The organism is Pseudomonas japonica (genome assembly GCF_900188455.1).
Lineage (GTDB): Bacteria > Pseudomonadota > Gammaproteobacteria > Pseudomonadales > Pseudomonadaceae > Aquipseudomonas > Aquipseudomonas japonica.
Genome location: NZ_FZOL01000028.1, coordinates 74,598 through 89,526 on the forward strand (window position 1 = coordinate 74,598; position 14,929 = coordinate 89,526).

9 protein-coding genes are annotated in these 14,929 nt (G+C 64.4%); 7 read left to right on the forward strand and 2 right to left on the reverse strand.

What is annotated here, in order from left to right; translation table 11 throughout:
• The first annotated feature begins 142 nt into the window (after window positions 1-142).
• From CHB99_RS25920 to CHB99_RS25935, 4 genes are all read left to right on the forward strand, one after another.
• Complete coding sequence (locus CHB99_RS25920; RefSeq protein ID WP_042127520.1) at window positions 143-2,377, forward strand: TonB-dependent receptor; 2,235 nt, start codon at window positions 143-145, stop codon at window positions 2,375-2,377.
• Window positions 2,378-2,437: 60 nt separating this feature from the next.
• Window positions 2,438-4,903, forward strand: a complete 2,466-nt coding sequence (locus CHB99_RS25925) for a TonB-dependent receptor plug domain-containing protein (RefSeq protein ID WP_042127522.1) — start codon at window positions 2,438-2,440, stop codon at window positions 4,901-4,903.
• 177 nt (window positions 4,904-5,080) lie between these two features.
• Complete coding sequence (locus CHB99_RS25930; RefSeq protein WP_042127524.1) at window positions 5,081-5,335, forward strand: type II toxin-antitoxin system ParD family antitoxin; 255 nt, start codon at window positions 5,081-5,083, stop codon at window positions 5,333-5,335.
• Entirely contained in the window at window positions 5,332-5,679 is a 348-nt protein-coding gene (locus CHB99_RS25935; RefSeq protein ID WP_084702853.1) for a type II toxin-antitoxin system RelE/ParE family toxin, read from the forward strand. Before CHB99_RS25930 ends, CHB99_RS25935 begins: the two co-directional genes overlap by 4 nt.
• Before the next feature lie 40 nt (window positions 5,680-5,719).
• Here the strand turns inward: CHB99_RS25935 and nfuA are convergent, their stop codons facing one another.
• Together nfuA and CHB99_RS25945 are read right to left on the reverse strand one after the other, a co-directional pair.
• Window positions 5,720-6,304, reverse strand: coding sequence for a Fe-S biogenesis protein NfuA (gene nfuA, locus CHB99_RS25940; protein ID WP_042127527.1), 585 nt, complete (start codon window positions 6,302-6,304; stop codon window positions 5,720-5,722).
• Window positions 6,305-6,486: 182 nt separating this feature from the next.
• On the reverse strand, window positions 6,487-8,787 hold the full coding sequence (locus CHB99_RS25945) for a fatty acid cis/trans isomerase (protein ID WP_042127529.1): 2,301 nt from the start codon (window positions 8,785-8,787) through the stop codon (window positions 6,487-6,489).
• A gap of 159 nt (window positions 8,788-8,946) precedes the next feature.
• Between CHB99_RS25945 and metH the strand changes: the two genes are divergently transcribed.
• The 3 genes from metH to CHB99_RS25960 all read left to right on the forward strand — a co-directional run.
• The gene (gene metH / locus CHB99_RS25950) at window positions 8,947-12,654 is read left to right on the forward strand and encodes a methionine synthase (RefSeq protein ID WP_042127531.1); all 3,708 of its coding nucleotides are present in this window, start codon (window positions 8,947-8,949) and stop codon (window positions 12,652-12,654) included.
• 242 nt (window positions 12,655-12,896) lie between these two features.
• Complete coding sequence (locus CHB99_RS25955) at window positions 12,897-13,112, forward strand: DUF2970 domain-containing protein (RefSeq protein ID WP_042127537.1); 216 nt, start codon at window positions 12,897-12,899, stop codon at window positions 13,110-13,112.
• Window positions 13,113-13,595: 483 nt separating this feature from the next.
• A partial coding sequence (locus CHB99_RS25960; protein ID WP_089266680.1) for a nitrite/sulfite reductase occupies window positions 13,596-14,929 on the forward strand: 1,334 nt, incomplete at its 3' end.

Below are 14,929 nucleotides of genomic sequence, written 5' to 3' on the forward strand. Positions count from 1 at the left end.
ACAGGCATTCACCACCGCCCTGCTGCCCCTCTAGCAACACGCTGCTCAAAATCCTGATTTATCAATATAAATCAACACGTTAAAAACATGGCACAAACCCTGCTCTAACCCAAGCATCAGCCATGCTCGGGGAGGAGCAGCCATGTTCAAACTCAATCCAATCGCCAAGGGTATCGGGCTCAGCCTGCTGCTCGCCGGCCACGTCCACGCCGCCGACGAAGACAGCAGCACACCGGCGCTGAAAACCGTCACGGTCACCGCCCAGCACCGCGAGGAAACCCTGCAGGAAGTCCCGGTGGCGGTCTCGGCGGTCCAGGGCAGCAGCATCACCGCCGACGGCGTGCGCGCCATGGGCGATATCACCACCTTCATCCCCAACGCCGCGGCGAAGAACCCCGACGGCGACGGCCGCCCGCGCTGGTATATCCGCGGCCTCGGCACCGGCGACACCGGCGCGGCCACGGTCTACCCGGTGGGCATCTACGCCGACGACGTCTACCTCAACGCCCCGGTGGCCGGCGGCGGGCCGCTGTTCGACCTGGAACGCATCGAGATCCTGCGTGGCCCGCAAGGCACCCTGTACGGCAAGAACACCACCGCCGGCGCGGTGAACGTCATTTCGAAAAAACCCACCTTCGACACCGACGGCTTCGGCACGATCGGCTTCGGCAGCAAGAACGAGCGCATCCTCAGCGGCGCCATCGGCGGCTCGCTGGTGGATGACCGCCTGGCCGGCAGGGTGTCGCTGTACTCCGAAGAGCGCGACGGCTTCACCCACAACCTGACCAACGACCAGACCTACGGCGACGTCAACAAGAAGGCCGTGCGCGTGCAGTTGCTGGCCAAGGTCAACGAAGACCTGGAAGCCCTGCTCAAGGTTCACGGTCGCGAGTTCAAGGGCGACGGCAGCAGCGGCTCGCTGCCCCTGGGCCGCTACTACAACGTCGGCTACCAGCGTCCACATGGACGCAAGATCGAACTGAACACCAACGAGGACTACAAGCTCGACCACAGCAGCACCTCGCTGACCCTGAACTGGAACCTCGGCGACTACACCCTGACCTCGATCACCGCCTACGACCACATCCGCAACCAGTCGCTGACCGACGCCGACTACACGCCGTACGAGGTCAACGGCGCCAGCGACAGCGACGCGACCTACGACCAGTACTCCCAGGAGTTCCGCCTGGCCTCGTCGCCACAGGAAACCCTGCGCTGGATGCTCGGCACCCACTACTTCCACGAGACCCTGGACAACAGCGCAATACGCAGCATCATCCCCGGCCCGACGCCGAACGGCACCGGCTCCAACCAGACCGGCGGCACCGTGGACGTGCGCAACCTCGACTACACCCACCGCACCGACAGCTATGCGCTGTTCGGCAACCTGGCCTACGATTTCACCGATAACCTGACCGTCACCGGCGGCCTGCGCTGGACCACCGAGAAGAAGGACATCGATCTCGACCTGACCCAACTGACCCGCGCCACCGCCAACGGCCCGCTGATCCCGCTGAGCGCCGCCGGCAGCAACGGCAATCGCGAGCAGGACAAGCGCTGGGACGCCTGGACCTACGACCTGACCCCGGAATACCGCATCAACGACAACCTGCGGGTGTTCTTCCGCTACGCCCACGGCTTCCGTTCCGGCGGTTTCAACACCGGCCTGTCCACCAGCCTGGCGCAGTTGACCACGGTCGACCCGGAAGAACTGGATGCCTACGAACTGGGCCTGAAGTCGGAGTGGTTCGACCATCGCCTGACGGTCAACGCCAACGTCTTCTACTACGACTACCAGGACATCCAGGTGAACCTGCTGACGGTCAACAGCGGCATCCTCACCACCGCCCTGACCAACGGCGCCAAGGGCAAGGTCAAGGGCGCCGAGCTGGAGGTCGAGGGCCAGCCCACCGACCGCCTGCACCTGCGCGCCGCGCTGTCGTTCCTCGATACCGAATACACCGACTTCAAGAACACCAACCCCAACACCGGCGCGGTCACCGCCAACTACAGCGGCAACAGCTTCGTGCGCTCGCCGCGCTACGTGGTGTCGCTGGGTGCCGACTACACCCTGCCGCTGGATATCCCCGGCAAGCTGGTGGCCGGGGGCGATGTCAGTTTCCGCGACAAGGAATACTTCCTCGCCGACCGCCAGAGCAGCGCCGACGCCCCGCTCAACCAGCCCCACTACACCCTGGCCAACAGCCGCCTGACCTGGTTCAGCGCCGACGAAAAACTCAGCGTCACCGGCTTCGTCAACAACCTCACCGACCGCCGCTACCAGGTCCATGGCCGGCCCAACGGCACTGCCGGACAGTACGTGATCACCTATGGCGACCCGCGCACCGTGGGCCTGAGCGTCACCAGCCGGTTCTGATCCCGTCAGCCGGCGCCGCGCAGCGCCGGCATCCTTTGCGTGTTACAGGAGTAGCCTTGCATGTTCCGTGTAGATCCCTTGGCCGGCGCCATCGCGCTGGTCATCGGCAGCCTTGCCGTGCCTGTCGTTCAGGCCGATGAGTCCGCCAGCGGCGCCAGAAGCGACAAGCTCGACACCGTGGTGGTGGTCGGCACCCGCCGCAGCGATGTGACCGCCCTGGAAAGCGCGGCGCCGGTGGATGTCCTCAGCGCCGAGCGCCTGGAGGAAACCGGCGCCCGCGACCTGTCCGGCGCCCTCACCGCACTGTCGCCGTCCTTCAGCTTCCCGCAGTCGCCCCAGGGCGCCTTCGCCGGCTCCATCGCCCAGGGCGCTTCGCTGCGCGGCCTGGCCTCGGACCAGGTGCTGGTGCTGGTCAACGGCAAGCGCCGCCACAGCAGCGCCAACGTCACCCGCCAGAGCCTGGCCAACGGCCGCGGCGCGGCGGCGGTCGATCTCAGCCTGATCCCGCTGAGCGCGGTGTCGCGGGTCGAAATCCTGCGCGATGGCGCGGCCGCCCAGTACGGCTCCGACGCCATCGCCGGGGTGATCAATATCGTGCTCAAGGAGAACGACGACGGCGGCAACCTCGGCTACCGCTTCGGCGGCTACGACAAGGGCGACGGCCTGCAGCGCAAGCTCAGTGGCTGGAAAGGCTTCGCCCTGCCCAACGACGGTTTCCTCACCCTGTCCTTCGATGCCGGCAACCAGGACCCGGCCAGCGATACCCGGCCGGACAACCGCATCTTCTATCCCGGTGACACCAGCGTGAACACACCGCGCGAGCAGAACAACCGCTACCGTACCTGGCGCTGGGGTTCGGGCGGCGTGTCCGACCAGTACAACTTCGTCGCCAACAGCGAGATCGGCGTCGGCGACGGCCTGACCGCCTACGGCTTCGCCACCTACGCGCACAAGAACACCGACGCCGAGGGCTTCTTCGATCCGCCCACCACCCTGCGCAACAACTACGGCAGCGTCGCCCTGTCGCGCTACCCGGACGGGCGTCTGCCGATCACCCTCTACGCCCTGGAGGACTACGCCGTCACCGGCGGCCTGCGCTACGAAAACGAGCACCTGGGCAAGTTCGACCTGGCCGCCAACTATGGCAACGACACCCTGGAATCCAGCGACCGCGATGCGATCAACCCCAGCTGGGGCACGGCCAGCCCGTACAACATCGATACCGGCAAGCGCGAGAACGAACAGCGCAACCTGACCCTGGACTGGGTTCGCGACTTCCCCACCGACCTGCTGACCAAGCCGCTGACCGTCTCCGCCGGCCTGGCCTGGCGCAAGGAAAACTACCGCCTGAGCGCCGGCGAGGCCGCGGGCTGGCAGAACGGCGCGCTGTTCAACACCCTCGACCCGATCACCAGGCGCCGCCTTCCGGGCTACTACTCGGGCATCACCCAGGTCGATGCCGCCGCACTCGAGCGCAAGGTCTTCGGCGCCTATCTGGATCTCGAAGGACAGCTCACCGACAAGTTCCAGGCCGGTCTGGCGGTGCGCTCCGAGCATTACTCGGACTTCGGCGACACCACCAACGGCAAGCTGTCGCTGCGCTACGACTTCACCCCGCAGATCGCCGCCCGCGGCAGCATCAGCAGCGGTTATCGCGCGCCGTCACTGGTACAGAGCGGGCTGTCGTCGTTCAGCGTGCAGGTGGTGGAACAGCCGTCGGGCAGTGGCAACTGGGTCGAGGTGCAACAACGCACCCTGCGCGCCGACAGCCCGGAAGCGGCGCTGCTCGGCGGTCGCGCGCTGAAGCCCGAGGAGTCCACCAACTATTCCCTGGGCCTGGTCTGGCGGCCGCTGAGCAATGCCTCGCTGAGCGTCGACGCCTATCGCATCGACATCGACAACCGCATCACCCTTTCCGACCAGTTGCCCTCCAGCGTGGTCGGGCCGATCTTCGCCGGCACGCCCTACGCCAATATCCAGAGCGCGGCGTTCTACACCAATATCGCCGACACCCGTACCGACGGCATCGAGCTGAGCGGACAGTACCAGCTGAACCTGGCGGCCTATGGGCGGCTGGACCTGAACGCCGGCTTCGCCAAGACCCGCACACGCATCACCGACCTGCGCGATGTCGGCGGCATCAGTGGCGAGCAGATCGTCGGCCGGACCACCCAGGGCCTGATCGAACACGGCACCCCGGACAACAAACTGACCCTGAGTGCCAACTGGCTCTACGAGAACTGGGGCCTGACGGTCACCCAGCGCCGCTATGGCGAATGGAAAAGCCTCAACGCCAGCAACCCGGCGCTGGACCAGACCTTCGGTGCGCAATGGGTGACCGATCTGGACCTTAGCTATCGCTTCGACCTGGGATTGAAGCTGTCGGTGGGGGCGATCAACCTGTTCGACAGTCACCCGGACAAGTCGAAAGGCGCCCAGCTGTATGGCGTGCCGAAGTATTCGATCACTTCGCCGGAGGGGGCGCAGGGGGCGTTCTACTACACGAGTGTCAGTTATGACTTCTGACGGCGTCCGGGCAGCGGCCGATGACGTACACGTCGGGCACCTGACCAACCCCCATGCGGTTGGCCAGGTTGGCCGCGAAACTCATCTCTGGTCAATCCGGCCGTCCGCGACGTTTGCCACTGTCATGAACGCTATGGCATAAAACGCCATATCAATCGCTGAACCGGAAGCTGTGCCATGGCTACCCACAATGTCATCGTCCCTAACCCCATGGAAAAATCCATCGAGGATCTGGTCGACAGCGGCCGCTACCAGAACTTCAGCGAAGCTGTGCGTGCCGGTCTGCGCCTGCTGCTGGAACATGAGGCAAAGGAAGCTGCTCGGCTCGAAGCCCTGCGCAGTGCCACTTCGACTGGCATGATGCAACTGGAGGCCGGGGATTTCGATGAAGTTGCCACAGAGGATCTGGACCGATATCTGGAGAGCCTGTGAAATTACGAATTTCCCGGCAGGCCCGCGATGATATCGCGGACATCCTCCGCTTCACCCAGGACAAGTTCGGACCAGGCGCACGCCGACGCTACCAGGAATTGCTGCAAGCGGGACTGCATGCCATCGGTGATGATCCGCAACGAGCAGGTAGTCAGGCACGAGAAGAGATCGCTGCGGGTCTCAGAAGTCTTCACCTGATCTTCTGCCGCAGCCAGACCCGGGTACTGAAACCCCGCCATATCCTTTTCTATCGGCAAGGTCGTGATGAGGTGGTCGAGGTAGTTCGGGTTCTGCATGAAGTCATGGAACTCGCCTCCCATCTCCACCAGAGCCCGGCACCCTGAAAAAAGAGCGGAGCCCTTGGGCTCCGCTCTTTTCATCGCCTCAGTAGTAGGCGTTTTCTTTCTGCGAGTGGTCGGTCACGTCGCGTACGCCCTTCAACTCCGGAATGCGTTCGAGCAGGGTGCGCTCGATGCCGTCCTTCAGGGTCACGTCGGCCTGGCCGCAGCCCTGGCAACCGCCGCCGAACTGCAGTACGGCGATGCCGTCCTCGACCACTTCGATCAGGCTGACCTGACCACCGTGGCTGGCCAGCCCCGGGTTGATCTCGGTCTGCAGGTAGTAGTTGATCCGCTCGTTCAGCGGGCTGTCGTCGTTGACCATCGGGACCTTGGCGTTCGGTGCCTTGATGGTCAGCTGGCCGCCCATGCGGTCGGTGGCGTAGTCGACGACGGCGTCGTCGAGAAACGGCTCGCTGACGGCGTCGATGTAGGCGGTAAAGCTCTTCAGACCCAGCGCGGTATCTTCCGGCTTTTCTTCACCTGGCTTGCAGTAGGCAATGCAGGTTTCGGCATATTGGGTGCCGGGTTGGGTGATGAACACGCGAATACCGATTCCCGGGGTGTTCTGCTTGGACAGCAGATCGGCCAGGTAATCGTGCGCGGCGTCGGTAATGGTTATGGCACTCATGGAATTTCCTCACAGGCTTGTCGGCAGTTTACGACATGCGCGGCGGCGAACAAAGTCCCAGCAATTGAGTCGGGAAATAAAATGTGGGCCTGCTGTGCAGGCCTTCGCGAGCAAGCTCGCTCCCACAAAGGCCACTGTGGGAGCGAGCTTGCTCGCGAAGGGCCGCAAAGCGGCCCCAAAATTCACAGGTTCTCGTAGCGGTTCATGTCCAGCACCCCCGCCTCCACCGGATCGGTCTCCTGGATGTAGGTATTGAGGTCATGGAAGTAGCGCCAGAACTGCGGATGACTGCGGCGCACGCCCCAGCGCATGACCACGCGCTCGAAACGGTCCTTGTCGTCGCGCGCCGCCTCCAGGTCCTCGACGAACTCCGGCACATCGCTGGCCGGCACGTTGAACATGAAGTTCGGATAGCTGCTCAGCACCCCGGGAACCAGGGTCAGGGTGTCCAGACCCGGCTGGTAACGGTAGGCCTCGCCCAGCATGAAGGCGACGTTGCTGTGCGCCCGGTTGCGCAACAGGCTGTAGACCTGACGCTGGCCGCCCTGCCCCTCGATCCGCAGCAGGGTCGCCTCGGGCAACTGGCCGATGACCTTGAGCCCCGCCGCCGGTCGCGAAACCAGGCGGCTGAGCACCTGCTCGACATCGCGAAACGCCTCGCTCATCTGCGGCCGCGAGCAGTAAGCGCCAGTGCAGCGGTTGATCGGGTCCGGCGCCGCGTTGAGGCTGCCGGTGCGCTCGATCAGCTTGAGACCGAAATCACGCACGGGATGGTGCGGATCGAGCTTCAGCGCGCTCGGCGTGCTGGTGTCGATCTCCTCGTAGTCCATCCACATCTTCACCTTGCCGCTGTTCTGGTACCAGTTGCTCAGCACCGCGCCGCGCTTGCTGGCCGGCATCAGGCGCAGGAAGTTGACCTCGGCGCCGTTGCGGATCAGGTCGAAGTACAGCCGCGTCTGCGCCTGGTGCGAGACGTTGCCGAACACGTCGAAGTTGACCGCCAGTTGGTAGTAGGTGCGTTCGAACAGCGGATAGTCGAACAACCACATGGTCAGCGGCACATCGCCGATCAGGCCCTTGGTCACCGAGGCGCTGTCGAAGTGGCGGAAGATGGTCAGCAGCGCGTTGTCATTGCCGGCCCACAGGGTCGACCAGCTCGGCGGCGGCATGTCGGCGTAGGTGTCGCGGCGCAGGCTTTCGTATTCGTTGCGCTTGTCGCGATAGGCATGCCAGAGGCTGAGAATGCTGCCAACGTCGTCGATCTGCCCGGGCATGGCCAGCAACGGCGTGGCTTCTTCACGATACGCGGCATCGGTGACGTAGCGGTCGTGGGCCGGCTCCTGGAACAGCGCCCAGAAGTTGTCGCGGATCACGTCGGTGGCGATCTGCCCGCGGCAGACCGGGCCACGGATGAAGGTGCGGACGAAGTACTCGGCGTTGTCCAGCATGAACTGGTAGCGCGCCACCGCGGGAATCGCCTCGAAGGTCTCGAACGGGTTGGCGCGGTGGCGCGGGCCGTAGCCCGGCAGCGATTTCGCGTGCCAGTCGCCGCTGTAGAACAACTGTTTCACGCGCTTGAGCTTTTGCGGCCCCAGCGGGTAGGTGATGTGGGTCTTGTGCACGATCACGCCCTGCACGGGCATCAGCCGGTAATAGAAGTCGGTGCCTGGCGGATCGTTGGGCCGCCGCGTGGCGATCAGGTCGATGGGCTGGCCGCTCGGCGTGCGCGAGCGCACCCACTGGAAGAAGTGCCCCGGCTCGCCGCCGACGAAGTGGATGTGCGCGAGGAACAGATGTTCGTACAGCCAGCGGCCGACCAGTGCCTCGCTGGATCCGGGACGGTTGAGCAAGGCTTCCCAGTCCTCGATCTGCGCCGCTTCCCTGGCGCTCGCTCGCACCGGGTCCTGCTCCACCGGCGCGCCCTGGGCCAGCCAGCGCTGCAGGGTCTGGTACTGGGCGTCGGTGAGGCCGGTCACCGCCAGCGGCATGCCCTCCTGCGGGTGGGCCTTGGCGTAGGCATCGAACTCGCCGGGTAGCGGGCAGATATTGTCGCGGTTGAGGCCAAGGACGATGTTGTCGGGAATCTTCGCGTTGGGCGCCAGCGGTTTGGCATGGCCCAGTTCCAGCATGCGCGCCATCAGCGCGGCCTGACTGCCGCGGCTGTCGAGCACCGAGCTGAAGCCCAGTTTCTGCCAGGCCGCGGGGCCGCTGGCATCGTAGAACAGCCGGGTCGGGGGCACCGCCTGGCTGCGGTCACCCTGATACACGGGAACTTTCGAGGCGCCGCGGCTGGCGCCCTCGGCGCTGCCCAGGTTGAGCTGGCAGGCGGCGTCGTTGCAGGCGTGGCAGGCCACGCACTTCTCGGTGAAGATCGGCTGGATATCCCGGGTGTAGGAGATCGTCGGGGAGTTCTGGGGGGCTTGCCCTAACGCCGCGCTACTGATGAGCAGAGCGAAGGCGCCGGCAATCAAGCGATGCACCATGTGCCGTATGTCCTGATTTCAAAAGGCTTTTCACGATTCTACTGGTGGGCCGCGGTGCCAACATGAATGAAATTCATGTAAATGTGCTGCGCGTCTAAAAAGCGCGCAGCTTTGTTATCATCCCGCCACTTTCGTCTTTGTCTGACCCAGGTAGTTCCAATGTCCGACCGCAGCGCTCGTTTCCAAGCACTCCAGCAAGCACTCAAAGAGCGCATCCTGATTCTAGATGGCGGCATGGGTACTATGATCCAAAGCTACCGTCTGGAGGAAGGCGACTATCGTGGCACGCGCTTCGCCGACTGGCCAAGCGACGTCAAGGGCAACAACGACCTGCTCCTGCTGAGCCGCCCGGACGTCATCGCCGCGATCGAGAAGGCCTACCTGGACGCCGGTGCCGACATCCTCGAAACCAACACCTTCAACGCCACCCGCATCTCCCAGGCCGACTACGACATGGAAGAGCTGGTGTACGAGCTCAACGTCGAGGGCGCGCGCATCGCCCGCCAGGTGGCCGACGCCAAGACCCTGGAAACCCCGGACCGTCCGCGCTTCGTCGCCGGCGTGCTCGGCCCGACCAGCCGCACCTGCTCGATCTCCCCGGACGTCAACGACCCTGGCTACCGCAACGTCACCTTCGACGAACTGGTGGAGAACTATATAGAAGCCACCCGCGGCCTGATCGAGGGCGGCGCCGACCTGATCCTGATCGAGACCATCTTCGACACCCTCAACGCCAAGGCGGCGATCTTCGCCGTGCAGCAGGTGTTCGAGGACGACGGTGTCGAACTGCCGATCATGATTTCCGGGACCATCACCGACGCCTCCGGCCGCACCCTGTCCGGGCAGACCACCGAGGCCTTCTGGAACTCGGTGCGCCACGCCAAGCCGATTTCCGTCGGCCTGAACTGCGCCCTCGGCGCCAAGGACCTGCGCCCGTACCTGGAAGAGCTGTCGAACAAGGCCGGCACCCACGTGTCCGCGCACCCCAACGCCGGCCTGCCCAACGCCTTCGGCGAATACGACGAGACCCCGGCTGAAATGGCCGTGGTGGTCGAGGAATTCGCCGCCAGCGGCTTCCTCAACATCATCGGCGGTTGCTGCGGTACCACCCCCGGGCATATCCAGGCGATCGCCGAAGCGGTTGCCAAGTACAAGCCGCGGGCCATTCCCGACATTCCGAAAGCCTGCCGCCTCTCGGGCCTCGAGCCGTTCACCATCGATCGCGACTCGCTGTTCGTCAACGTCGGCGAGCGGACCAACATCACCGGTTCCGCCAAGTTCGCCCGGCTGATCCGCGAGGAAAACTACACCGAAGCCCTGGAAGTCGCCCTGCAGCAGGTCGAGGCCGGCGCCCAGGTGATCGACATCAACATGGACGAAGGGATGCTCGACTCCCAGGCGGCCATGGTCCGCTTCCTCAACCTGATCGCCGGCGAACCGGACATTTCCCGGGTGCCGATCATGATCGACTCCTCCAAGTGGGAAGTGATCGAGGCCGGCCTCAAGTGCATCCAGGGCAAGGGCATCGTCAACTCGATCTCGATGAAGGAAGGCGTCGAGGCCTTCAAGCATCACGCCCGCCTGTGCAAACGCTACGGCGCCGCGGTGGTGGTGATGGCGTTCGACGAGGTCGGCCAGGCCGACACCGCCGCGCGCAAGAAGGAAATCTGCCAGCGCAGCTACGACATTCTGGTCAATGAAGTGGGCTTCCCGCCGGAAGACATCATCTTCGACCCGAACATCTTCGCCGTCGCCACCGGTATCGAGGAACACAACAACTACGCCGTGGACTTCATCGAAGCCTGCGCCTACATCCGAGACCACCTGCCCCACGCGCTGTCGTCGGGCGGTGTGTCCAACGTGTCGTTCTCGTTCCGCGGCAACAACCCGGTGCGCGAGGCGATCCACTCGGTGTTCCTCTACCACGCCATCCAGAACGGCCTGACCATGGGTATCGTCAACGCCGGCCAGCTGGAGATCTACGACGAAATCCCCGCCGTGCTGCGCGAGAAGGTCGAGGACGTGGTGCTCAACCGCACGCCCGAAGGCACCGATGCGCTGCTGGCGATCGCCGACGATTACCGTGGCGGCGGCGCGGCCAAGGAAGTCGAAACCGAAGAATGGCGCTCCCTGCCGGTGGAAAAACGCCTGGAGCATGCGCTGGTCAAGGGCATCACCGCGTTCATCGTCGAGGACACCGAGGAATGCCGGCAGCAATGCGCGCGGCCGATCGAGGTCATCGAGGGCCCGCTGATGAGCGGGATGAACGTGGTCGGCGACCTGTTCGGCGCGGGCAAGATGTTCCTGCCCCAGGTGGTCAAGTCGGCGCGGGTGATGAAACAGGCGGTGGCCCACCTGATTCCCTTCATCGAAGAAGAAAAGGGCGACAAGCCGGAAGCCAAGGGCAAGATCCTCATGGCCACGGTAAAAGGCGATGTCCACGACATCGGCAAGAACATCGTCGGCGTGGTCCTGGGCTGTAACGGCTACGACATCGTCGACCTCGGTGTGATGGTCCCGGCGGAGAAGATCCTCCAGGTCGCCCGCGAGGAAAAATGCGACATCATCGGCCTGTCCGGGCTGATCACCCCGTCGTTGGACGAGATGGTCCACGTCGCCCGGGAAATGCAGCGCCAGGACTTCCACCTGCCGCTGATGATCGGCGGCGCCACCACCTCCAAGGCGCACACCGCGGTGAAGATCGAACCGCGCTACAGCAACGACGCGGTGGTCTACGTCACCGACGCCTCGCGCGCGGTGGGCGTGGCCACGCAACTGCTGTCGAAGGAACTCAAGCCCGGTTTCGTCGAGAAGACCCGCGCCGACTACGTCGAGGTCCGCGAGCGTACCGCCAACCGCAGCGCGCGCACCGAGCGCCTGAGCTACGCCCAGGCCATCGCGGCCAAGCCACAGTACGACTGGGCCGGCTACCAGGCCGCGGTGCCCTCCTTCACCGGCGTGAAGGTGCTGGAGGACATCGACCTGAAGGTGCTGGCCGAGTACATCGACTGGACCCCGTTCTTCATCTCCTGGGACCTGGCCGGCAAGTTCCCGCGCATCCTCAGCGACGAGGTGGTCGGTGAAGCCGCCACCGCGTTGTATGAAGACGCACGACAGATGCTGGCCAAGCTGATCGACGAGAAGCTGATCAGCGCCCGCGCGGTGTTCGGCTTCTGGCCGGCCAACCAGGTGGCGGACGACGACATCGAAGTCTACGGCGACGACGGCCAGCCGCTGGCACGCCTGCACCACCTGCGCCAGCAGACCATCAAGCCGGACAACAAGCCGAACTTCTCCCTGGCCGACTTCGTCGCGCCGAAGGACAGTGGCGTCACCGACTACGTCGGCGGTTTCATCACCACCGCCGGCATCGGTGCCGAGGAAGTGGCCAAGGCCTACCAGGACAAGGGCGACGACTACAGCTCGATCATGGTCAAGGCCCTCGCCGACCGCCTCGCCGAGGCTTGCGCCGAGTGGCTGCACGAGCAGGTGCGCAAGGAGCACTGGGGCTATGCCAGGGACGAGCACCTGGACAACGAGGCGCTGATCAAGGAGCAGTACTCGGGCATCCGCCCTGCCCCGGGCTACCCGGCCTGCCCGGACCACACCGAGAAGGCCACGCTGTTCCGCCTGCTGGACGGCACCGAGATCGGCGAGACCGGCCAGAGCGGCGTGTTCCTCACCGAACACTTCGCCATGTTCCCGGCGGCGGCGGTCAGCGGCTGGTACTTCGCTCATCCGCAGGCGCAGTACTTCGCGGTGGGCAAGGTGGAGAAGGATCAGATCGAGAGCTACAGCGCGCGCAAGGAGCAGGACATTGCGGTAAGCGAGCGCTGGCTGGCGCCGAACCTCGGCTACGAGAACTGACACCGGGTTGTCCGCCCCTCGCGGGAACGTGGCTTGCTCTCGCGGGAACGTGGCTTGCCCTCGTAGGAGCGTGGCTTGCCCGCGAAGGACTGCGGAGCGGTCCCTGAATCTGCGCGAATTCGGGGACCGCTCCGCAGTCCTTCGCGGGCAAGCCACGCTCCTACGAGGCAAGCCAGGCGTCCATGAGGGCATCTTCGCCAGAGCAGCTAGACTCTCCGTCACACCCCGACGAGGAGCAGACCATGGACGACCCTCAAGGCAAGCCCCCAACCTTCTGGCAACTCCTGCACAGCGTCCTGGCCGCCGCCTTCGGTGTGCAGACCGGGAAGAACCGCGCCCGCGACTTCACCCATGGCAAACCCTCGCATTTCATCGCCATGGGCACCGCCTTCACCCTGGTGTTCATCCTCGTGCTCTACGGCCTGGTCCAGCTCGCCCTGCACCTGACCGCCCACTGATTACGCCCACGCAAACGAAAACCGCCCGCGGGGTCCATGCCGCGGGCGGTTTCGGTTCAGGTCACGGTTACTGCTGCTCAGTCTTGGTGTTCCATCACTGGTGACTGACCCAGTACACGGCGGTAACGACCACGAGCACGATCAGGCAGAGAATTGCCCACGCGTCCACACTGCTGTCCGTCTTGCCGGTTTTGATCGGGTTTCCCATTGCATCGCCTCTTTTTGTAGTGGTTATGGGAATGCACACCCCCAGCAGTTAAGTTCAGCAATGTCCTTTGCTCAAGCAGGGACTTTTACCGCTCGGCGGACGGCCGGATCACAGGCCAAACGCTAGCCAGTCTCACTTAGTCCAATCCGTTCTTTGCATATGCAAAAACATCACTTTTTCACATAAATACAAACTGCTATCTTTCCCCGGCTCCGCATCCGGAGTGCGCGGCCGTGCGCGCGATTAGCTGCAAGCAGCTTGAGAACAGGACCCCTATGTACGTATACGACGAGTACGATCAGCGGATCATCGAGGACCGCGTCAAGCAGTTCCGGGATCAGACCCGCCGCTATCTGGCCGGAGAGCTGAGCGAAGAAGAATTCCGCCCTCTGCGACTGCAGAATGGCCTCTACATCCAACGTTTTGCCCCGATGCTCCGGGTCGCCGTGCCGTACGGCCAGCTGACCTCGCGCCAGACCCGCCTGCTGGCGAAGATCGCTCGCGACTACGACAAGGGCTACGCGCACATCAGCACCCGGCAGAACGTGCAGTACAACTGGCCGGCGCTGGAAGACATCCCGGAGATCCTCGCCGAACTGGCCACCGTGCAGATGCACGCGATCCAGACCAGCGGCAACTGCCTGCGCAACGTCACCACCGACCAGTTCGCCGGCGTCGCCGCCGATGAACTGATCGACCCGCGCCCGTGGTGCGAGATCGTCCGCCAGTGGACCACCTTCCACCCGGAATTCGCCTACCTGCCGCGCAAGTTCAAGATCGCCATCAACGGCTCGAAGAGCGACCGTGCGGCCATCGAAGTGCACGACATCGGCCTGGAGCCGGTGCACAACGAGGCCGGCGAACTGGGCTTCCGCGTCCTGGTGGGTGGCGGCCTGGGCCGTACCCCGGTGGTCGGCGCCTTCATCAACGAGTTCCTGCCGTGGCAGGACCTGCTCAGCTACCTCGACGCCATCCTGCGCGTGTACAACCGTTACGGTCGCCGTGACAACAAGTACAAGGCGCGGATCAAGATCCTGGTCAAGGCCCTGACGCCGGAAGTCTTCGCCGAGAAGGTCGAGGCCGAGATGGTCCACCTGCGCGGCGGCCAGACCACCCTGACCGAAGCCGAAGTCCAGCGCGTCGCCAAGCACTTCGTCGATCCGGACTACAAGGCCCTGGACAACCTCGACACGCAACTGGCCGAACTCGACCAGCAGCACCCGGGCTTCGCCCGCTGGCGCGTGCGCAACACCCTGGCGCACAAGAAGCCGGGCTACGTGGCCGTGACCCTGTCGCTCAAGCCCACCGGCGTCGCCCCGGGCGACCTGACCGACAAGCAACTGGACAAGGTCGCCGACCTCGCCGAGCGCTACAGCTTCGGCCAGCTGCGTACCTCCCACGAGCAGAACATCATCCTCGCCGACGTCGAGCAGGCCGAACTGCACGCCCTCTGGCTGGAACTGCGCGAACACGGCTTCGCCACGCCGAACATCGGCCTGCTGACCGACATCATCTGCTGCCCGGGCGGTGATTTCTGCTCCCTGGCCAATGCCAAGTCGATCCCGATCGCCGAATCCATCCAGCGCCGTTTCGACGACCTGGACTACCT

Excerpts from the sequence above, each read along its gene's own strand:
- nfuA (WP_042127527.1), bottom strand. The coding sequence starts at position 6,304 with ATGAGTGCCATAACCATTACCGACGCCGCGCACGATTACCTGGCCGAT.
- CHB99_RS25920 (WP_042127520.1), top strand. The coding sequence starts at position 143 with ATGTTCAAACTCAATCCAATCGCCAAGGGTATCGGGCTCAGCCTGCTG.
- metH (WP_042127531.1), top strand. The coding sequence starts at position 8,947 with ATGTCCGACCGCAGCGCTCGTTTCCAAGCACTCCAGCAAGCACTCAAA.
- CHB99_RS25930 (WP_042127524.1), top strand. The coding sequence starts at position 5,081 with ATGGCTACCCACAATGTCATCGTCCCTAACCCCATGGAAAAATCCATC.
- CHB99_RS25955 (WP_042127537.1), top strand. The coding sequence starts at position 12,897 with ATGGACGACCCTCAAGGCAAGCCCCCAACCTTCTGGCAACTCCTGCAC.
- CHB99_RS25925 (WP_042127522.1), top strand. The coding sequence starts at position 2,438 with ATGTTCCGTGTAGATCCCTTGGCCGGCGCCATCGCGCTGGTCATCGGC.
- CHB99_RS25945 (WP_042127529.1), bottom strand. The coding sequence starts at position 8,787 with ATGGTGCATCGCTTGATTGCCGGCGCCTTCGCTCTGCTCATCAGTAGC.